Source organism: Tsuneonella dongtanensis, assembly GCF_001698205.1.
In the GTDB taxonomy this organism is placed as follows: Bacteria; Pseudomonadota; Alphaproteobacteria; order Sphingomonadales; family Sphingomonadaceae; genus Tsuneonella; species Tsuneonella dongtanensis.
The window spans coordinates 1,102,657-1,122,611 of record NZ_CP016591.1; the positions used below are offsets into that span (position 1 = coordinate 1,102,657).

The 19,955-nt window shown below is 62.3% G+C and carries 16 protein-coding genes and 1 pseudogene; 13 read left to right on the plus strand and 4 right to left on the minus strand.

The features are described 5' to 3' along the window. Positions 1–91: 91 nt before the first annotated feature. From A6F68_RS05245 to A6F68_RS15455, 3 genes and pseudogenes are all read right to left on the minus strand, one after another. Positions 92–1,156: a helix-turn-helix domain-containing protein gene (locus A6F68_RS05245; protein WP_198152683.1), complete on the minus strand. Its 1,065-nt coding sequence runs from the start codon at positions 1,154–1,156 to the stop codon at positions 92–94. A 1,187-nt stretch (positions 1,157–2,343) separates the two neighbouring features. Further along, positions 2,344–2,649: pseudogene (locus tag A6F68_RS15470) on the minus strand (IS3 family transposase); the annotation flags it as partial. Between the two features lie 304 nt (positions 2,650–2,953). Beyond that, entirely contained in the window at positions 2,954–3,070 is a 117-nt protein-coding gene (locus A6F68_RS15455) for a transposase (RefSeq protein ID WP_084001684.1), read from the minus strand. A 141-nt stretch (positions 3,071–3,211) separates the two neighbouring features. Between A6F68_RS15455 and A6F68_RS05255 the strand changes: the two genes are divergently transcribed. The 13 genes from A6F68_RS05255 to A6F68_RS05315 all read left to right on the plus strand — a co-directional run bounded on the left by A6F68_RS05255 (position 3,212) and on the right by A6F68_RS05315 (position 18,958). After that, on the plus strand, positions 3,212–3,973 hold the full coding sequence (locus tag A6F68_RS05255) for a TetR/AcrR family transcriptional regulator (protein WP_067677110.1): 762 nt from the start codon (positions 3,212–3,214) through the stop codon (positions 3,971–3,973). Positions 3,974–4,285: 312 nt separating this feature from the next. Further along, positions 4,286–4,879: a TonB-dependent receptor plug domain-containing protein gene (locus tag A6F68_RS05260; RefSeq protein WP_157096664.1), complete on the plus strand. Its 594-nt coding sequence runs from the start codon at positions 4,286–4,288 to the stop codon at positions 4,877–4,879. A gap of 132 nt (positions 4,880–5,011) precedes the next feature. After that, a complete protein-coding gene (locus tag A6F68_RS05265; RefSeq protein ID WP_067677114.1) occupies positions 5,012–7,225 on the plus strand; it encodes a TonB-dependent receptor domain-containing protein in 2,214 nt (737 codons plus the stop codon). A 112-nt stretch (positions 7,226–7,337) separates the two neighbouring features. Beyond that, a complete protein-coding gene (locus A6F68_RS05270; RefSeq protein WP_067677116.1) occupies positions 7,338–9,920 on the plus strand; it encodes a TonB-dependent receptor in 2,583 nt (860 codons plus the stop codon). A gap of 41 nt (positions 9,921–9,961) precedes the next feature. Then, positions 9,962–11,545 (plus strand): CapA family protein, encoded by a 1,584-nt coding sequence (locus A6F68_RS05275; RefSeq protein ID WP_067677118.1) that lies wholly within the window; start codon positions 9,962–9,964, stop codon positions 11,543–11,545. Further along, on the plus strand, positions 11,542–12,915 hold the full coding sequence (locus A6F68_RS05280) for an MFS transporter (protein ID WP_084001687.1): 1,374 nt from the start codon (positions 11,542–11,544) through the stop codon (positions 12,913–12,915). The genes A6F68_RS05275 and A6F68_RS05280 overlap by 4 nt, the downstream gene beginning before the upstream one ends. A gap of 1 nt (position 12,916) precedes the next feature. Continuing rightward, entirely contained in the window at positions 12,917–13,546 is a 630-nt protein-coding gene (locus tag A6F68_RS05285; RefSeq protein WP_067677120.1) for a flavin reductase family protein, read from the plus strand. 35 nt (positions 13,547–13,581) lie between these two features. Next, positions 13,582–15,042 carry a sulfatase-like hydrolase/transferase gene (locus tag A6F68_RS05290; RefSeq protein WP_074428282.1) on the plus strand — a complete coding sequence of 487 codons (1,461 nt, stop codon included), beginning with the start codon at positions 13,582–13,584 and terminating at the stop codon, positions 15,040–15,042. Further along, complete coding sequence (locus A6F68_RS05295; RefSeq protein ID WP_084001691.1) at positions 15,039–15,842, plus strand: dioxygenase family protein; 804 nt, start codon at positions 15,039–15,041, stop codon at positions 15,840–15,842. The genes A6F68_RS05290 and A6F68_RS05295 overlap by 4 nt, the downstream gene beginning before the upstream one ends. Continuing rightward, a complete protein-coding gene (locus tag A6F68_RS05300; protein ID WP_067677125.1) occupies positions 15,839–16,546 on the plus strand; it encodes a CoA transferase subunit A in 708 nt (235 codons plus the stop codon). Before A6F68_RS05295 ends, A6F68_RS05300 begins: the two co-directional genes overlap by 4 nt. Further along, a complete protein-coding gene (locus A6F68_RS05305) occupies positions 16,546–17,193 on the plus strand; it encodes a 3-oxoacid CoA-transferase subunit B (protein ID WP_067677127.1) in 648 nt (215 codons plus the stop codon). The genes A6F68_RS05300 and A6F68_RS05305 overlap by 1 nt, the downstream gene beginning before the upstream one ends. Continuing rightward, complete coding sequence (locus A6F68_RS05310; RefSeq protein WP_067677129.1) at positions 17,190–18,083, plus strand: beta-keto acid cleavage family enzyme; 894 nt, start codon at positions 17,190–17,192, stop codon at positions 18,081–18,083. Before A6F68_RS05305 ends, A6F68_RS05310 begins: the two co-directional genes overlap by 4 nt. A 161-nt stretch (positions 18,084–18,244) precedes the next feature. Beyond that, positions 18,245–18,958, plus strand: a complete 714-nt coding sequence (locus tag A6F68_RS05315) for an alpha/beta fold hydrolase (protein WP_198152684.1) — start codon at positions 18,245–18,247, stop codon at positions 18,956–18,958. Between the two features lie 32 nt (positions 18,959–18,990). On the opposite strand, the gene A6F68_RS05320 is transcribed toward A6F68_RS05315, so the two are convergent. Further along, positions 18,991–19,953, minus strand: coding sequence for a Gfo/Idh/MocA family oxidoreductase (locus A6F68_RS05320; RefSeq protein WP_067677133.1), 963 nt, complete (start codon positions 19,951–19,953; stop codon positions 18,991–18,993). Positions 19,954–19,955 lie beyond the last annotated feature (2 nt).

Below are 19,955 nucleotides of genomic sequence, written 5' to 3' on the forward strand. Positions count from 1 at the left end.
CAATGACCGTCCCTTCAATGGGACGGCGCTCAGCGATAGGGGGCGCTACGGAGCAGGTCTTAGGATAGGCGCACGCAGTTTGTGCCGATTGTCACCTTCTGGCGGGTTCGGCCGCCTCGGCCACCGTCTGCCGCATCCCGCGGCGCACTTCCTTCGGTGCCATGCCGAAGCGCGCGCGGAAAGCGCAGGTGAAGCTCGCCTGGTGCTGGTAACCGACGTGATAGGCCACTTCGGCGATCGTCATCTCGCCCGTCACCAGCAGGTCCCACGCCGCGTCGAGCCGGCGCGTGAGGTGATATTCGTAGACCGACGTGCGGTAGAGCTTGCGAAAGCCGTAGGCGAGCTGATTGCGGTTGAGCCCGACCCGCCGCGCGAGATGCACCGCCGAGGGCGCCGGATCGAGCGTCTGGTCGAGGATGTCGTGCACCTCCACCACGCGGCGGCGGTGCTCGTCGGTGAAGCGGAACGGCAGCACGTCGACCGTGTCGTGCCGCTGCGCCGTGTCCCACGCCTGGCACAGCAGCTCGTGCGCCTTGCTGGTCTGGTAGAGAAAGCGCAGCTGGTGCGCGTAGGGGCATTGCACCATATCACGTACCGTGCGCGCCATCTCAGGGGTGAGTGCGAAGCGTTCGAAGAAGAACGAGTCGTGTTCGCCAGCCACAAAACCGGCGAAGCCTTCGCTGAGGTCGGTGGCGTCGAGCTTGAGTTCGCGCGCCAGGTAACCACGCTTGACCGACAGCGTCACGCAGATCGATTGGCTGTGCCGCGTGATGAAATGTTGGCAATCGAGCCCGCGCGGCTGGTGGAAGATCCGGCACTCGGCACCGTTGAGCGCGAATGCGCCGTTGTCGCCGAAATCGAATACTGCCGCGGCATCGAGACAGAAGTTCATCCGCACCCAGCCTTCGCCGCGATAGGCGAGCATCCGCTCGGCCTCCCACCGGCACCTGCTGACGATAAGGGTAAAATCGGGACCCAGCTCGATGAATTCGAGGAATCCTTCGCCGTCGGTATCGTCGAGCACGATCCGGTCAATCGCACTGCCGATCGCGTTCGGCGCAAACAGCGAGCGCAGCTCGGTTGCGTTGTCGCGCAGCGAAACCGGACGGTACGGCAGATGCGCGGGGCTGCCCGTGCGGTCATGCGATCGTGCCATTTCGCTGCGCTCCACCATCCGCCGATCGGGGCGCCCCATCTATCCACGCTGCGCGATCGGCATCAAGAGTTTTCTGGCGCGCAGGCCGAGGCCGGTAGCCCGCCATCACGGTGTCGCGCGCGGCGTCCCCCGAAGAAGCGCGCAAATCGACAGGCCCGTCACTGTTCCACACCAGTAGCTGCACGCGACACGTGGCATAGAGCGTGACGTAGTCATCCCACGCGGCTGCTGCATCTCCGGGCAGCATGCCCGTCGCGCATCCACCTCGATTTTCCGGGCTTTATAGCGCCAGCGACGCGATGGCGGCGCTGTCGCAAACGATTTCATGGTCGGCGTCAGTCTACTACGGTGTGCGGGCACGCAGGTCGTGCGTCATGGCGAGCGGCGAGGCGAGGTGGTGCGTTCGGTCCTCGACCCACGTTGGCGCCAATGCACGCATCGGCGCATTTCGGCTGTCCGGCTCGGGCTGCGCCTCGGCAAGATCAAAAGTACCTAATCTCTGTACGCTGCCGCGCGCCATCGGCGCGCACCGCGGCGCGCGTCCCCTAGCAGGCTTCGGTCAGCCAGTGAATATCGAGCGATCGCCGAAACATGCGCGCAATCAACAGAAAAACTATAGTGGCATCGTTCAATACGCGCCTCAGCCGCGCGCCGTCGAGCAACGGGTGCCGTCCGGCTGCACCGCCCCTCAGCACACGCATCGGGAGGTTCGGGATAATGGGCGAACTGGCCCCAAATGCCTTGTAACAGGTCCTGCCGCTTGTCGACGCCGCGGGCGAGCGCGGGCGGAGTGATGCCGTAGCGGCCCGAGGGTCGAACCATCTGGACCGAGCAGTAATTTGGCCGCCATATGTGGCACTGGCAGCGAACAGCACGGCGCAAACGAAGGTGCCATTGCCAAATTCGAAGCTTTAGACATCGCCATTGTGCGCGACGAGCCAGCTGCGCAGTTTGGGCGACAACGCGGGCAGTGTGGTGTCAATGCAACCCCAAGCACTATGCGGCGAGTTTAAGCGCCAGCGCGTCCGTGAAATACAGTGCGAAAGGCTGCGAGAAATCGCGCCCCGCTTCGATAATCAGGCCGCCGCCGCCCTAATCGCCTTCGCAGTGATCGTGCGCGGCACCGGCTGGTGCGTGCGATGGATGAACTCGAAGCGCCGCTGCGGGTGGCACGCTAGCGCGTCGCTGACTCCTGCGCCGTAAGTGTCGCGTAGCCATTCGCCCTTGCAAGAACCAGTGGCGAAGATCCTGAACCTTCGTCCGCGGGCGAAGTTATCCGATATGAAGTCGACGCTCCAGCGCTGGTTCGGGCCATGCGGGGCAGTCATCGGTGCTCGAGTGCCCTAGGCCCGCTTGCGACCACCACGGCGGCGCACCTGTAACCGCTCCTCGCGAGAGAGCAGCCGGAACTTCTTGTGGTTCATGGTCCATCTTTCCCGGCTCAGCAGCCAGTGCAACCGCCGATAGCCGAACCGCCGCCCCTGACTGGCCAGTCCCCTGATGCGCTCGCGCGCCTTCACATTGTCGGGCCGACGACTGATATGGCGCACCATGGTCCGGTCAGCGCCCAGCACCGCGCAGGCCCGGCGCTGGTTCACCTCGATGACGTCCTGGAGATGAGCCATCGCCTGCCGCCTAGCACCAGGCGCTAGATTGTCTTGCGCTGGTCTCCTGGAGCATGGCGTTGTCGAGCATCGAATGCGCCAGCGGCCGTTTGAGCCAATCGTCCTCTTGCTCCGGCTACAGTAACCGGCGGGCATTAGACGCCTCCAGCCCCCCTTATTTCGACCTCTGTTTTTACAAAATTGCCGAACTGATCCCGTGACGGTGGCACACATCCGCTGTCGACATCCCAGCCTCTTGGTTTTTCAACACAGCGATGATCTGCCCCTCGCTGAACCTGCTCCGCTTCATCCGACCGTCACCTAGTCGAAGGCCGGACCCTACTTATCATTGGAGGAAATCCAGGGGCTCAGACCACACCAGCCCGCGGAATGAAGCGCGATCTTGGGTGCGACTCGACAGTTTCGCCCGCCATCTCTAGCGCCTGAGGCTATGGATGAACGCACCTTCAAGCTGATCGAGGAGGCAATCGGGGCCGGTTCCACCGTCGAGGCAGCATGTCATCGAGCGGGAGTTTCTCGCCCCACTTTCTATCGCTGGCGAAAGGCGGCCCTCGGCGCGAAGGGAGATCTCACTGGCGACGTTGCAGGATCGTCCAAAAGTGCGCTGCTCGATTCAGCCGAAGAACTGATGGCCGAATTTGGGCTCAACGTATCGCTTCGCGAAATCGCGCGTCATGCCAGGGTCAACCACGCATTGCCGATGTACCATTTCGGCAATCGCGAAGGTCTTATCGAGGCGTTGGTGGAGCGGAGGCTCGAATGGTTTAATGATCTTCGCTTCTCCGCGCTCAAACGCGCAATGGTTGGCGACCGGCCGACAGTTGCTCAGATTGTCGAGGCTTGGATGCTGCCCGGTCTGCGGGCCGCCATGAGCAAGCGGGCAGTCGAGCTTCGCTACACCAGGATAATTGGGCACGTCGCCCAGAACCATGATTCCCGCATACAGTCGATCGCTCACCGCGCGTTTGAAGACCTTCACGCCAGATTCATAGATGCATTTTCACTGGCACTGCCCGGCTCGGACAGAGAGACGCTCTACTGGCGATACACGGCACTGACAGGACTCTTTCTGAACTTCACGCAGCATCCCAACCGTATCGAACGCATCTCGGGCGGCGCGATCGTGCTCGACGATCCCGAAGAGGCGATGGCTCACATGCGGTCGTTTCTGGTCGCGATGATGGAGAACTGAGGGATTCCTTCGCGATTATCGAAACGTCTCGACCTGACCGCACGAACTCTCTCTAGCTCCTGCACACTTCCTCCATGTCGACCAGAGTTTCGTATCAGTGCAGACTGATCGCCCTCGCGCTGCCGAGCATCTAGCTGAAAGCTCTTTTGAACTTCTGACGGACGATCGACGGTCGTCCGCACGAGCCGCTGCGTAAACGCTGCCGAACCCATATCCGTGTCCCGGAAATTATACACTTGACTAAGACACGCAACGCACTTAGTCGCTCTCTCTAGAGCGGGTCCCAACGTCGTAAGATGGAGGGAGAGTTTGATGATCGGCCTGGTACTTTCGGGCGTCTCGACAGTGGTCCTTGCTGCCGCGAGCGTTCCCGCAGCTGCCCATACTCAAACGCTTTCAACCATGTCCTATGCCCGGCTCGCACTGAACCTGGAAAGCACCAGCCAGCGTTTGCCCGCAGCCGGCGAAGAAGAGACGACCGCCATGGGCGACCCACCCGATACCGCGAGCGCCGCACCCGACGCCGGCATCACAGTGACCGGATCGCGCACGATCGCAAACGGAAACGAAAGTCCGTCACCCGTCACCGTCGCGCGCACCGAGGACCTGCTTGCCACCCAGCCGGGGGCCAACCTCGCCGAGGCGCTGAGCGTGCTGCCGGTTTTCGTCGGATCGCGCGGGTCCGGGAGCAATCCGGGTACGTCCGGCAGCGTGTCCGCCGGGAACAGCGCGGCCAATCAGTTGAACCTGCGCAACGTCGGCGTGACGCGGACGCTGGTGCTGATGGACGGGCTACGCCTGCCGCCGACGTTGTTCAGCGGCACGGTCGACGTCGATGTCATCCCGCAGATGTTGATCTCGAGGGTGGACATCGTCACCGGGGGGGTGTCGGCGGTCTACGGTTAGGATGCGGTTTCGGGGGTCGTCAACTACATCGTCGATCGCAAATTCAACGGCCTAAAGTTCGAAGCGAGCGCCGGCATCTCTCAGTTCGGCGACGCGGGCCGCGTCGACGCGGGCGGGGCGATCGGGATCAACGTGGGCGAACGCGGCCACCTGCTCGCCAGTTATCAGTACCACGATGATGACGGCATCGCCCGTCGCACCGAGAGGCCGTATCTCTACCTCGTCGGAGTGACCGGCAGCGCGACGGATGCCAATTCGTCGGTGCTCCAGCGGAACCTAAGGCAGAAAGGATATCCGGCGGGCGGGATCGTGACCACCGGTCCGGCCACTGGGCGCGTTTTCCGGCCTGACGGCAGCCTGACCCCGTTCATTGCCGGCACGCCGACCGGGACGACGGCGCTGGAGGTGGGCGGCGAAGGAGGAACCTACGATTCCTCGCTGCTTCACGCGCTTGAATCCCATCAGGTCTTCGGTCGGTTCGACTATGCGCTGACCGATAGCATCGACGCGTATCTCCAGGCGTCCAACACCTTCAAGACCAATGCGGTGTTCGCGGAATACCTGCGGCTCGACAACGTGATCCTGCGTTCGAACAATCCCTTCCTGTCGAGCGCGCAGAAGGCGCTGCTCGCCCCGGGCGGCGCGACCTTCCGGCTGCGCAAGACCGTCAGCGAAGGCGAAGATCGCCGCCAGCTTACGCTGGCCGATTCCGACCAGCTGATGCTCACTGCGGGCCTGAAAGGCACGCTGGGAGCGGCGCGCTGGCAGCTCGACTACGTGCATGGCCGTTCGGTGCTCGAATCCACCGTCAACAACAACGTCGACCAGCAGCGGCTCGCCGCGGCGCTCGATGCGGTGATCAAACCCGGTACGACCGACCAGATCGTCTGCCAGGCCGCGATCACCGATCCCGCACGGTACGGAAACTGCGTCGCATACAATCCGTTCGGCCCTGCTTCGGAAAGCGCGAGCGCATTGGACTATGTCTTCGCCACGACGCGCTACCGCGCCACCACCCGGATGGACAGTGTTTCGGGGAGCCTGGCGGGCAGCCCGTTCAGCACTTGGGCCGGGCCGGTCCAGGCGGCGCTGTCGGGTGAATGGCGCAAGCTTGCGTTCCGTTCCGAATCCGACTCGACCGCGGACATGCTGATCGATTGCACAGCGATAAGCCTGAACTGCAGCGCGACGCAGTCGCGCTATTTCCTGACGCTCCCGTCGCAGCCCAGGATCGCGCAGACAGTGTGGGAAGCCGCGGCCGAGGTGACCGTGCCGATCCTGCGCGAATCTGCGATCGCGCGCGAATTTAACCTTAACGGCGCCGTCCGCTTTACGCATTACGATGTCAGCGGGGGCTATGTGACGTGGAAGGGCGGACTCGACTGGGCGCTTAACGACCGGCTGCGGATGCGCGGAACGATCTCGCGCGATATCCGCGCTCCTACCCCGTATGAACTCTATGGTGAGCGGAACACGTTCAACATCGTCAGCACCGACCTGCTGACCGGTGCCAGCCCGACCATTCCTTCGGTGAGTGGTGGCAACCCCGCACTCAAGGCCGAAATCGGCCGGACGCTGACTGGTGGCATTGTCTGGCAGGCCAGTCCCGGCTTTAGCCTTGCCGTGGACGCCTACGAACTGACCATCAGCGACGCGATCTTCTCGGTGAACAGCGCTTCGACCCAGTTCCAGCAGGCCTGTTACCAAAGTGGCGGCAGCTCTCCCTATTGCGCGTTGCAAGAGCGCCTAGGCAGCTTCACCGATCCGTCGCCAGCGAATGCGTGGACCACCGTATACAACTATCTTAAAAATATTTCGGAGATCAAGACTTGGGGGGTCGATCTTGAAATGGCAGTGCGCGGCAGGCCGTTCGGCATTCCGGCCAGTCTTCGCCTGCTTGCGGCCTATCAGCCCCACCTCTATTTTCGTCAGCCCAACGTAGCCGATCGCGATCAGGCCGGAGCCGCGTTTGGTCCGCTGTCGTTCCAGGCCACGCCGACCGTGCGATTGACCGGGTTCCTGAGCTTCGAACCCGGCGAGAAACTTCGGATCGACATCATGCAGAAGTGGCGTAACGCGATGAAGATCTCCAACGAAGGGGTCTTCGCCCCCGGGAGCAACCGGCTTGCGTCTTTCGGCACTACAGCGCTCAATCTCGCGTGGCGGATCGACGCGGGCCAAGGCCGGTCCGAGGTTTTTGCGAATATCCAGAACCTGTTCAATGCGCAGCCGCCAAATGGTGCACTGATCGGCAATGGCATCCGCGCAGGGCTGCGCGATGGCTATGCTGTGGGCGATGACGTGCGCGGACGGTTCTTTTCCTTCGGTGTGCGCCTCCGACGCTGAAGGATGCGCCTTGCCTTGAATTAGTCACTTGACTAAGACAGTGACACTATCTAATCACGCCGCAATTCGAGCGAGCACGCTGACTCGCACCAGCCATGGGGAGAGCAAGACGATGAGCAGAACGTTCCTCGCATCGACCGCCGCCACCGTTGCCGTTGCAACCGCGCTGTTGGCAGTGCCCGCGCAGGCGCAGGACACCGGGACTGCCTCCCCGCCAAGCGAAGAGGCCGCGGCCGCCGACGGGCAGGGGCGCTTCGCCTCCGATGGCGAAATCATCGTGTCCGCCCGGCGCCGCGAAGAGCAACTGACCGATGTGCCGATTTCCGTCTCGGCCTTCGACGGCGACGAGTTCACCGAAGTTCGAGGGGCGCAGGACATCACCGACTTGTCGGGCGCGGCCCCGAACGTCGACATTCAGGTGAGCAGCGAGGTCTCGGGTTCGAGTTCTGCACCGAGCATCTTTATCCGCGGCCTCGGCCAAGCGGATTTCGTCGTGACGGCGGATCCAGCCGTGGGCGTCTACGTGGACGGAGTCTACATTGCCCGATCGATCGGCAGCCTGCTCGAGCTCTCGGACTTCAAGCGGATCGAAGTCCTTCGCGGGCCGCAGGGAACGCTCTTTGGACGGAACACCGAGGGCGGCGCGATCAGCTTCTATACCAAAGACGTCGATCCCGATTTCGGCGGAAGCATCGAAGCGACTTTGGGGGAAGACGATCGCCTGACACTCAAGGGATCGGTCAATATTCCTTTCTCCAGCTCGGCCGGATTGCGACTATCGGCCTTCCACAACGAGCAGGACGGCTATGTCACAGTCCATTCGCATCCCGACAACGCTGCAACGTCGATTTACGAGGGCTTCCGGCTCGGCAGCGAAGATATCACCGGCATCATGGGTAAACTGCAGTTTGAACCTTTCGACAGGCTGAAAGTCAGTATTTCTGGCGATTGGAGCAAGTCGAAGGAATCGCCGACACCGACAGTGGGCCTGTCCGGCCAGCTCGGCGATCTGCGGGCGCCGCTCGACACTGCGCTGACCCGCACCAGCACTTTTGGGAGCGTACAGGCGAACCTCAATTGCTATGGACTGGCCGGGGCCGGGGTCGCAAGGCTGGACGCGACGCTCCTCGCGATCTCTTCTGGTGCGGCGGCAAACCCGGCCATCGCGGGGTGCATATCGCAGCGCTATATCGACGACGGCACGGTGGGTGGCTTCTACGATACCTACCGGACGTGGATCAATGGCAGCGGCAACTACGTGATCCCCGACAACTACACCGAAGTCTGGGGCGTTTCTGGGGTTGCCGAACTGAACACCGCGATCGGTGGATTCAAGTTCATCGCAGCGCACCGCGAGGTCGACAGCAGGTTCTTCAATTCGAGTACGCCGGTACCGTTCGTCGTCTTCGTCAACCAGAACGAAATCTTCACCCAGCAGCAAGATTCCTACGAACTGCAGTACAACAACGCGTTCTTCGACGACCGGCTGAACGTGACGCTGGGCGCCTATTACTTCAAAGAAAAGGGGCGCCAGAAAGTCAACCAGCTGCGCGCAGTGACATTCCTTCCGCCCACGCAGCCCGTCGCGGTCTTCTCGCCCGGAGTCGTCAACGGACGTCTGTTCACCTACGACGACCGTTACATCGATAACACTTCGGTGGCCGGGTTCGGCCAGTTCACGCTCGACGTGACCGACCGGCTCCACCTGACCGCCGGGCTGCGCTACACCGATTCGAAGAAGCAATACGACTACATTCCACCGTCACCGATCACCGCGTTGCGGCCGTGCGACCCCGACCCGACGAGCGCGACCTACAACTGCGCGACGCCCGAATACAAGGTCAGCGTGTGGTCACCGCTGGTCTCGCTGTCCTATGACATTGCGAACGACGCAATCGTCTACGGGACGTTCTCCGAAGGGTTCCGCGAGGGCGGATTCGCTGCGCGCTACCTCGCCCCGGCAGCCACGGTGCTTGCCGCGGCGCAGCAGCAGGGTGGTCTCCCCGGCTTCGATACCGAATACGTCAAGAACTTCGAAGTCGGCATCAAGGGCAATTTCCTCGATCGAAAGCTCTACCTTGCCGCATCGGCGTTCCTGAACAAGTTCACCGACCGGCAGGGGCCGGGCACCCCCCAGAACCAGATCGGGCTGGTCGGCAGTTCGACCATCAACACCGGCGACGCGACGATCAAGGGGTTCGAGGTCGAGGGAATTCTGCGTGTGTCGCCCAACCTGCGGCTTGACGGTGCGCTTGGCCTGCTCGACGCCAAGTTCGATTGCATCGCCCGCGGCGACGGGACCTGCGACCCCGGGAACGTCCTGTCCGAAGCTTATACAATCGACATCAACAGCAACCCGCTGTTGACGCCGAACGTGACCGCCAACGCTGGGGTCACTTATTCGCGATTCATCGACGGACTGGGCGGCGAGATTCTTGCGCGGCTCGGCTATAACTACCGCGGCAAGAACGATCCCAAAGACGGCTCGCAGATCATCACGCCGGCCATAGGGATCGTCAACGCCAGCCTCTCGTTCCGGCCCGAGGACAAGGGATTCGGGGTCACACTCGGCGCCCGAAACCTGCTCAACAAAAAGTACTGCTCGAACATCACTTACATTGCGTTGAGCGTCGGGGCATCGTGCAACGTGGGCGCACCGCGTGAAATGTACGCGACCCTGCGCTACGACTTCTGAGCTGCGCAATGCCAGGAGGCTTTGCAAAGGGGGTCGAACGCATGACGCCGAACATCTCGATCGGGGCCGCTGGCCGGATATTTCTCGCGGTACTTCTGGTCGGCGCGCCTGGCCACCTGGTGGATCACCCTGCCGGGGCGGCCCCGGGCGGCACGGATCCGTTCGATCCGCTCGCGACCCCCGCCGCGCGGGAGGCGGCCAAGCTGCATAACGCCGACGGGCGTTATGATCGCGTGATCGTCGACCCGCAGCGCGATTTGCAACTCACCATCCGCGGCGATTTCACGATCGCCGCGGTGGGCGACATGGTTGCCGCGCGGCCGACCGCCAAGCTGGCGGACCCGGCGGTACAGCGCATCTACGACGTAATCCGGACCGCCGACGTTGGGTTCGGCAATCTCGAAATGTCGATCATGGACCCGGTCGAGGCGGGAGGGCGGCAGGATCGCCCGCACTACTTCATGGCGCTTGCGGCGCCGTTCATTGCCGATGATCTCAAGGAAATCGGGATCGACCTGGTCAACCGCGCAAACAACCACACGACCACTTTTGGCGTGGAGAGCATGCACACCACCACAGCAGAGCTCGACCGCGTCGGTATCGTCGGTGCAGGGGCGGGCGACAATCAGGCCCTGGCGAGCCGAGCAGGCTATCTCGAAACGCCGAAGGGACGCATTGCCATTGTGGGCATCACCACGAATTCGTGGCTTGACGCGCGTCCGGCTGGCGATGTCTCGGGTGGTTCGCCCGGAGCAAACGCGATGCATGTCGACCGCACTGTCACCATCACACGCGAATCCTATGACGCTCTCGTGCGCGCATACGACGCTTCGCCGTGGATGTTTCCCGATGTTTTTGCGATCCGCAGCGGAAAGAATGCGACGTTTCGCGAGACCGGGGGCCGTCTCACACTTTACAACAACAGCTATGTCGTCGGCGAGCAGCCGAAGTTCTCTTACGCGATCAAGGCAGGGGAACTCGATCGGTTCACGCGCGAAGTGCGTGACGCAAAGTTCAATTCCGACTTTGTGGTTGCGACGATCCACGCGCACCAATGGGATGTGCCGCCAGATGCCAAGGATGCTGGTCAGGAATCGGTTCGCCCGCCCGACTTTCTTGTCACGTTGGCGCGGGCCGCAATCGATAACGGCGCCGACGCCTTCTATTCGCACGGCGAGGGCGAACTTAGAGGGATCGAGATCTACCGAGGCCGTCCGATCTTCTACCAGCTCGGCAACTTCATTCGCCAGCCGTTCTTGCCGCAAACATGGGAGGATGCGCTGTGGGCAAACACATCGCGATTGCCCGGCTACGAAGACGGTCAGCGCGACACCGTGACCAAGGCTGAGGTGTCGGGAGGGACGTACCCGACCAACCACGGGCGCGACTACTTCGAAAGCATCGTCGCCGTGTCGCGCTATCGTGCAGGCAAGCTGGTCGAAATCCGGATCCACCCGGTCGACATGCGCTTCGATGGGCCGTTCCACGATATCGGCATTCCGCACTACGCGACCGGAGAAGTCGCAAGCCGGATTCTCGAACACGTGCGGAAGGCTTCGGCCGAACTGGGCACCGACATGCGGATAAGCAACGGTATCGGAATCATCGAAGTGGGGGGATCATGAAGACGATCGATGAAAGCCGGGCGCCGGAAACGGAACAGGCGCTCCAAGGCGACCGTCCGCGCCTGCTCGCCGAAGGGAAAATGAGCTGGTACCAGATCGGCGCTATCCTCCTGTGCCAGCTGATCAACATGTTCGATGGGTTCGACGTGGTGGTGGCTTCTTACACGGCGCCTGCGATCGGGGCCGAATGGCAGGTCGCGCCCGAACGGCTCGGTCTGTTCATCAGCGCCAGCCTGTTCGGGATGACCGCGGGCTCGCTGTTTCTCGCGCCGATGGCTGACCGCGTCGGGCGGAGGCCCACGGTCCTGCTCGGGCTGGCGATCATCACTGCCGGCATGCTGCTTAGTTCGGGAGCAGCGTCACTCGGGTGGCTGGTGGCGCTCAGGGTGGTGACCGGACTTGGGATCGGCATTCTCTTCGCCAGCCTGACGACGATGGTGGCGGAGTATTCGACCGACCAGCGTCGCGACCTGGCAGTCACTTTCCTGCACTTGGGGTATCCGGTCGGCGCAACGGTGGGCGGACTGCTGGCTGCGTGGATCCTGTCGGTCACCGGTGACTGGCGGCCGGTCTACCTGGCTGGCGGCGCGGGAACCGCGCTGCTGATTTTGCTGGTGTTCCTGCGCCTGCCCGAATCGCTCGACTTCCTGCTCGACCGGCAACCGCCTGGCGCGCTCGACAAGGTGAACCGACAGCTGACGCGGATGGGCCGCGCACCTCTGACCGCGCTGCCGCGCCAGCATGCTCCCGGCACGGCCAGGGCGGGGGTACGTACCATCGTCTCGGGCGATCTCGCGCGCCGAACGTTTTACCTGTGGGCGGCGTTCTTCACCAGCCTGCTGGTCGTCTACTTCCTGATCGGCTGGACCCCGCAGATCCTGGTGTTGTCCGGCCTATCGGAGCAAAAGGCGATCGTCGGCGGGGTCATCCTCAATGCGGGCGGCGGGTGCGGGATGCTCCTGCTAGGCTTCCTGGCGAAGCAGTTCCGGCTTGAGCGGCTGATCGCGCTGTATTTCGTGGTCGCTGCCCTGTTCATGATCGGCTTCGCGCTGGTGTCGGCGGACGTTTCGCTGACCATCCTGTTCGCGCTGACCTTTGCGATGGGGTTCTTCAGCTTCGGTTCGCTGATCGGGCTCTACGCGCTCGCCACCCGGGTCTATCCCACCGAAGTGCGCACGACCGGGGTGGGCTGGGCGATCGGCATCGGGCGGATGGGGTCCATCGTCGGCCCCTCGCTCGCCGGGCTGCTGATCGGGCTCGAGTGGGACCGCGGAACTTATTACTTCCTGTTCGCGCTCCCGCTGCTGGTGGGTGCGATGGCAGCGCTGAAGGTCGGGGCGACTCGGGGCCAGACGGGCGAGGCCGGGTGAGATGTTCTACAAGCCGAGGAATGGCCACGGCCTGCCGCACAATCCGCTCCAGGCCTGCATCGTACCGCGCCCGATCGGCTGGATTTCGACGCTCTCGACCGATGGTGTCGCCAACCTGGCTCCGTTTAGCCACTTCAACATTGTCGGCATGCTCCCGCCCATGGTGGCGTTCTGCAACAACGGGCCGCATGCCGAGGGTTCGGTGAAGGACAGCGCCCGCAACGCGATCGCAACCGGCGAATTCGTCCATTCGGTCGCGACGTTCGAACTTCGGGAACAGGTTGTGCAAAGCTCTGCGCACGTAAGTCGGGATTGCGATGAATTCGACTTTGCAGGGCTGACGAAGGCACCATCGCGGATGGTTGCTCCTCCGCGGGTCGGCGAATCGCCGATCAGCCTGGAATGCCGCGTCGTCAAACATGTCGAGTTACCGACAACCTTGGCGAACAGCTCCAATGTCATGGTCATCGGCGAGGTCGTCGGCGTGCATATTGCCGAGTCCGTTATGACTGACGGCCTGGTAGACGTCGGTAAGCTTCGACCGCTCGCCCGGATGGGTTACCTCGACTACGCCTCGGTGGCAGAGGTATTCTCTATCGCGCGTCCCGACGATCTTCTGGTCAAATACTGATGACAGGTCTGCAATGCTCCTGGAAAACGGTCCGCATGTCGACCTGGCTTCTTGCCGCTTGCCTGGTCGGCGGGTGCGTCACTCGGGAACCCGAGACTGTCTCCTCGCCAAGTCCCGATCGCCCACCCAACATTCTCGTGTTGATTGCCGACGATGTCGGGGTGGAGAAAATTTCCACTTTCGACATTGGCACGAATCCGCCCCCAACTCCCAACATTGACGCGCTCGCCCGGAAGGGGATGATCTTCGATCACGTCTGGTCACAGCCCCTTTGTTCGCCAACGCGGGCAACGATCCTGTCGGGGCGGTACGGCTTCCGCACCGGGGTAGGCAGCGGCGTCGGAGGCGAAGGGAACGACGGACCCTACCCGACCGAACCGCCTGTCCCCGTCAGCGCCCCGCGGGAGTTGCACGAGGATCTGGCGAGCGTGCGCCGGAGCGTAACGCCTTACCGCAATTTTGCCGCGCCAAGGGCGAACGACCGCCGCGGCCTGCCAGCGGGGTCGGTCGCGCTGCCGGCAATTCTCGGCCCTACCCACGCCACGGCCGCAATCGGCAAGTGGCATCTCGCCGACTTGCATAACGGATGGCTGGAGCATCCCCGTCTGACGGGCTTCCAGCACTTTTCGGTGCTGATGAAGAACGAGCCCGAAAGCTACTTCTCCTGGATCGAGAATGTCGATGGACGGCTCGAACAGCGCACCGGTTACACGCCCGACCGCAAGGTCGACGACGCTCTGGCATGGCTGGGCCGACAGGATGGGCAGCGGCCGTGGTTTCTGTGGCTGGCCTTCAACCTCGCGCACTTTCCGATGCATGCCGCGCCAGATGCGGCTCAGCCCGAAAGGACATCCGATCCGGCGCGGTTGGTCGACGGCATGATCACGGAACTGGATCGCCGCGTCGGACGCCTTCTTGCCGGGATGGACCCGGAACAGCGCGACAACACGATCGTCGTCTTCCTGGGCGACAACGGCACCACGCGCGAGGCCATCGGTGCGCCGTTCCGGGCCGATGGCGCCAAGTTCACGCTATACGAGGGCGGACTGCGGGTACCGTTGATCTTCGCCGGTCCCGGCATACCTGCAGGTGCGCGCAGCAGCGCGTTGGTCAACACGACCGACCTGTTCGCCACTCTGGCGGCGTTGACGGGACATCGGATACCCGCCGGCGCGGGCGAAGACTCGGTTAGTCTCCATCCCTATTTCGTTGATCCGCGGCGGCCTTCGCTTCGCAGCTTCGTATTCGCCGACGAGTTCTCGACCGGTCAGGGCCCTGAGGAAGGTGGCTTCACGATCCGCGACGCGCGCTACAAGCTGCTTGTCAACCTCGAGAGTGAACATCTCTTCGACCTGTCCCGCGACCCATACGAGCGATCAGACCTGTTGGCGGACGGAACCTCTCCCTTCGAAAAAGAGATCGTGGCTCGGCTGCGCGGCAAAGTGGATGAGCTGAGGGCAGGGGCCGTATTCCGGCCGGAAGGGGTCAAGCAATGACGGATGATTGGAAGCGGCGGTCAGTACTGGCAGGAGTGCTGGGCGCTGGGGGCGCAATTGCGTGGAGCGGGCGTGCGACGGGGCAGGAACCCGCTGCGGGACGCGGTCTGTCCCTGCTCCAGGAACGCTGGGTGGGAATCGTCAATCACCCCGAGCGAGCCACCAGCTACAGCTTCGAGGAAGGCAACCAGTGCATCGCCACGGCCGAGGCGATCGAAGGGCCCTTTTACGGCGATCGTCGGCTGCCCCGCCGGTCCGACATCCGCGAGGGCCGCGAGGGCGTGATGCTCGAGCTCGGGCTTCGCATCGTTTCGGCTGACACCTGCCGTCCGGTGTCCGGGGCGGAGCTGGAAATCTGGCACTGTGACGCCGTCGGACTCTATAGTCGCTTCGCCAAGAACGATCCGCTCGTTTGGCCCGTGCCCGGCGCCAAGGTCCCACCGAGTGACGAGGAGACATTCTTGCGCGGATGCCAGTGCACCGATGAGCAGGGTTTCGCGCGTTTCACCACGATCGTGCCGGGATGGTACACGCCGCGCGCACCGCACATTCACGGCAAGGTATGGACCGGAGGAAAGAGCGTATTCGTATTCCAGATGTACTTGCCCGATTCCGTGAACCGACGAGTCGCGCTGCTGCCGCCGTACAATCGGCGGCCGCCATCGCCCTATACCAACTACAATGATTCGGTGATCGAACGCTCGGGCGGAGCAAACGGCAGTTTCCTAAAGGTCACTCCCACCTTGGCGGGCTATCGCGGTACGCTGACCGTGGGGCTGCCCTCAACGGCCAGCACATGAACAAGGTCTTCGACAGTCCGGCCGCGGCATTGGACGGCCTGCTTTTCGACGGCATGACGATCATGTCGGGGGGCTTCGGTCTTTCAGGCAACCCCGAAAGTCTCATACCAGAGATCCGTGCAGCCGGGGTCACCGGGCTGACTGTGATCTCGAACAACGCGGGCGCCGACGGCTTCGGGCTCTGGATGCTTCTAGAAACCCGGCAGGTGGCGAAGATGATCAGTTCGTACGTCGGAGAAAACAAGCTGTTCGAGAGTCAGTACCTTTCGGGCGAGCTTGAACTGGAATTGAATCCTCAGGGTACCTTGGCCGAACGGATAAGGGCTGGCGGCGCGGGAATCCCGGCATTCTACACTGCCACCGGCGTTGGCACCCAAGTGGCGGTGGGTAAGCCCGCTGAGCGGATCGACGGCGTCGAATATCTGCGAGAGACATGGCTGCGCGCGGACCTGTCGATCGTGAAGGCATGGAAGGCGGATCCGGCAGGCAACCTCGTTTTCCGTAAGACGGCACGCAACTTCAATCCCGAAATGGCAGCAGCGGGGCGCCGCACCGTGGCGGAAGCTGAGATCATCGTGGAAGAGGGTGGCCTCGATCCGGACCAAATCCACACTCCTGGCATTTACGTGGATCGCGTGGTCCGTTCGACGATCAACGAAAAGCGGATCGAGAAACTGACCACGCGCCAGCGGGAGACCGGTTGATGGGATGGGACAGGAACCAGATGGCCCAGCGCGCGGCGCGGGAACTGAAGAAAGGCGACTACGTCAATCTCGGCATCGGTATTCCGACACTCGTCGCAAACTTCATAGCCGAAGGGCTGGATATCACGCTCCAGAGCGAGAACGGGATGCTGGGCATGGGACCCTTTCCCTACGAGGGGGAAGCCGACCCGGACCTCATCAACGCCGGGAAGCAGACCATCACCGCACTTCCGACGTCGAGTTTCTTTTCCTCGGCCGAGAGCTTTTCGATGATCCGTGGAGGCCACATCGATCTCGCGATTCTCGGCGCTATGGAGGTGTCGGCAACCGGAGATCTCGCCAACTGGACCATACCCGGGCGAATGGTGAAAGGCATGGGGGGCGCGATGGACTTGGTAGCGGGCGTGAAGAAGATCGTCGTCATTACAGAGCACGTGACGAAAGACGGACAACCCAAGATACTGGAGCGATGCACTCTTCCGCTGACCGGAAAGAATGTGGTCGATCTGATAATTACCGATCTCGCTGTCCTCGCGTGTGATGAGACAGGCCTTCGCCTCGTCGAACTAGCCCCCGGTGTTCCGCTCGATGAAGTGACGGCCAAGACCGGGGCGCCGGTTCGACTGGACCAGGAGATTGTCGAGTGAGCGCGCAACCGGGCCCGGTCGTGATCACCTGCGCCGTCACGGGCTCCGCTCCGACGCGCGAAAGGAATTTCGCAGTTCCGGTAACCCCTGCCGAAATAGCACATTCGGCAATCGAAGCCGCCGATGCGGGAGCGGCCATGGTCCACATTCACGTTCGCGACCCCGAGTCCGGCAAGGCTTCGGGCGATCCGAGCCTTTATTGGGAAGTGGCATCTCGGATTCACGACAGCGGCCGCGATGTGATCGTCAACATCTCGACCGGCTTTGGCGGCTTCTTCAATCCGGGAACGGACGATCCCGGAGTGGCTGGAGAAGGCAGCAACATCATGCTGCCGCTTCCTCGAATTCAGCATGTTCTCGACATGAAACCGGAAGTCTGCAGCCTCGACGTCGGGACAGCCAATTTCGGCGATCGGGTTTTCATGAATACGGCACCGCACCTGCGCTCGATGTCTCAGGCGATAAGTGAGGCCGGTGTCAAGCCGGAGATCGAGGTTTTCGAAGCGGGACATATCCTCTTCGCTCGCCATCTGATCGAACGCGGTTTGCTGCGATCTCCTCCACATTTCCAGCTGTGTCTGGGCGTGTCTTGGTGCATGCCTGCGACAAGTGAAGCCATGGCGTTCATGGTCTCGCTCCTGCCAGACGATGCGACATGGAGCGTGTTCGGTTTGGGTTCCAGCCAGTTTCCGACCGTGCGCGAAGGCGTGCGTCAGGGTGGTCACGTGCGTGTCGGCCTCGAAGACAACCTGTATCTCGAGCGCGGGGTTCTCGCCCCGTCGAACGCGGCTCTTGTCGACAAGGCTGTCTCGATTGTTCGGGACGAGGGTAGAAGGGAGGCGACAGCAGCCGAAGCCAGAGCGATTCTCGGCCTCAAGTCGGCCTGCTGAAACCCTGCGAGGATATTTGAGTTCGGGTCCGCCGACAATGCGGCAGAGCTTGTTGCAGACCTCTCGTCACCAAGATCGGAGGTCCAAGAATGCCCATTATAAAGCGACGTAGAGCCGAACTCTTTTGGACGAGCGATGGAGATCGGGGCGCTCCGCCGCTCTTGCTCCTCAACTCGATCGGAACCGACCACTCGCTATGGCAAAGCTGCCTCCCCCACTTAGTAGAGAACTTTTTCGTCATTCGCACCGATGTCCGCGGGCATGGTCGCTCATCGGCGGATGGCACTGATTCATCCATCGCCGACTTGGCGGCTGACGTCCTTACCGTGCTCGACGATGCCGAAACACCGAACGCATTCATGGCCGGCGTATCCCTTGGCGGAATGATAGCCCTGCAAATCGCTGCTGACCAACCGCAACGCGTAAGCAGGCTGGCGGCGATCTGTACCTCTGCGACTATGGACGCAAGAATGTGGTCCGAACGGATCGATCTCGTGATCGAGGGCGGGATGGCGGCGATCGCGGACGGGGCGATCGAGAGATTCCTCTCCGAACGGTTTCGTGCCGAGAACCCGTCCGTTGCGAAGGCGTTGCGCGAAGACCTAAAGGCGATCGACCCAGTCGGGTATATCGCAGCGGCCCGGGCCATCGAGCGTATGTGCCTTAGCGAACGGTTGCGAGATGTTCGATGTCCCACTCTGGTCGTCGATGGATCGCTGGATGTTTCCACCCCGTTCGAGCCGCACGCCCGCAACCTGCTCGCATCCCTTCCCAACGCGAGCGGTCTGACATTGGCATGTGGCCACCTTCCGCCCCTGGAATGTCCTGAGGACCTTTCCGCGGCACTCGTGTCGTTCTTTGAGTCTACGAGCTGACCGTTTGCATAGCGAACGGCATGGCGAAACGATCAACTCCATCCGTCTTGGGTCTCTAGACTGGCTGCCAGTTCGCCCAGCACCCGATAGCACTCGAATACTTGACCCACCGAACTGTTAGGCTCGCGACCTTGCTTGATCGCCGCGACGAATTCGCGGTCCTGCAACTCGATGCCATTGCTGGAGCTGGCGAGACCCGACAGATCGACCGGTTCCTCGCGCCCAGTGACAAGATCATCGTAACGCGCGATGTATGTCCCCGTGTCGCCGATATAGCGAAAGAAGGTGCCCAGGGGCCCGTCGTTATTGAACGACAGCGCAAGGGTCAGGATTTGGCCCGCCTCGGTCTTAAGCTGGATCGACATGTCCATCGCGATGCCAAGTTCGCGATGCTTGGGCCCCTGCAACACGTTGCTGGCGATTACTTTGCTGCCGGTCATATACTGAAAGATGTCGATCGAGTGCGCGCTGTGGTGCCACAGCAGGTGGTCGGTCCAACTACGCGGTTCGCCCTTGGCGTTCATGTTTCTGCGACGGAAAAAGAACGTCTCGATATCCATCGCCTGGATCGTGAATTCGCCTGCATCGATCAGTTTCTTCACGAACTGGTGGCTCGGATTGAATCGGCGGGTGTGGCCGACCATGCAGACGAGGCCGGTTTCCTGCTGCTTTGCCATCACCGCTTGCGCATCCGCCCAACTGTCCGCGACCGGAATTTCGACCTCCACGTGCTTGCCTGCGTCCATCGCCATGATGGCCTGGCGTGCGTGCAGCGGCGTGGGCGTAGTCAGGATCACTGCGTCGATATCGTTCCTTGCGAGCGTCGCTGCATAATTGTCGGACACATCGGAAACACCGTGGGGCTCGGCGAGCTTGCGCGATTCCTCCTCCGACGCGCTGACGACGGTGACGACTTCTGCGTCCGGCACGTTTCTGAGCCCCACCAGATGTTTCTCGCCGAATGCGCCGGCGCCAACGAGGGCAATGCGGACCATTT

Excerpts from the sequence above, each read along its gene's own strand:
- A6F68_RS05245 (WP_198152683.1), bottom strand. The coding sequence starts at position 1,156 with ATGGCACGATCGCATGACCGCACGGGCAGCCCCGCGCATCTGCCGTAC.
- A6F68_RS15455 (WP_084001684.1), bottom strand. The coding sequence starts at position 3,070 with ATGAAGCGGAGCAGGTTCAGCGAGGGGCAGATCATCGCTGTGTTGAAA.
- A6F68_RS05255 (WP_067677110.1), top strand. The coding sequence starts at position 3,212 with ATGGATGAACGCACCTTCAAGCTGATCGAGGAGGCAATCGGGGCCGGT.
- A6F68_RS05260 (WP_157096664.1), top strand. The coding sequence starts at position 4,286 with ATGATCGGCCTGGTACTTTCGGGCGTCTCGACAGTGGTCCTTGCTGCC.
- A6F68_RS05270 (WP_067677116.1), top strand. The coding sequence starts at position 7,338 with ATGAGCAGAACGTTCCTCGCATCGACCGCCGCCACCGTTGCCGTTGCA.
- A6F68_RS05275 (WP_067677118.1), top strand. The coding sequence starts at position 9,962 with ATGACGCCGAACATCTCGATCGGGGCCGCTGGCCGGATATTTCTCGCG.
- A6F68_RS05280 (WP_084001687.1), top strand. The coding sequence starts at position 11,542 with ATGAAGACGATCGATGAAAGCCGGGCGCCGGAAACGGAACAGGCGCTC.
- A6F68_RS05285 (WP_067677120.1), top strand. The coding sequence starts at position 12,917 with ATGTTCTACAAGCCGAGGAATGGCCACGGCCTGCCGCACAATCCGCTC.
- A6F68_RS05290 (WP_074428282.1), top strand. The coding sequence starts at position 13,582 with ATGTCGACCTGGCTTCTTGCCGCTTGCCTGGTCGGCGGGTGCGTCACT.
- A6F68_RS05295 (WP_084001691.1), top strand. The coding sequence starts at position 15,039 with ATGACGGATGATTGGAAGCGGCGGTCAGTACTGGCAGGAGTGCTGGGC.
- A6F68_RS05300 (WP_067677125.1), top strand. The coding sequence starts at position 15,839 with ATGAACAAGGTCTTCGACAGTCCGGCCGCGGCATTGGACGGCCTGCTT.
- A6F68_RS05305 (WP_067677127.1), top strand. The coding sequence starts at position 16,546 with ATGGGATGGGACAGGAACCAGATGGCCCAGCGCGCGGCGCGGGAACTG.
- A6F68_RS05320 (WP_067677133.1), bottom strand. The coding sequence starts at position 19,953 with ATGGTCCGCATTGCCCTCGTTGGCGCCGGCGCATTCGGCGAGAAACAT.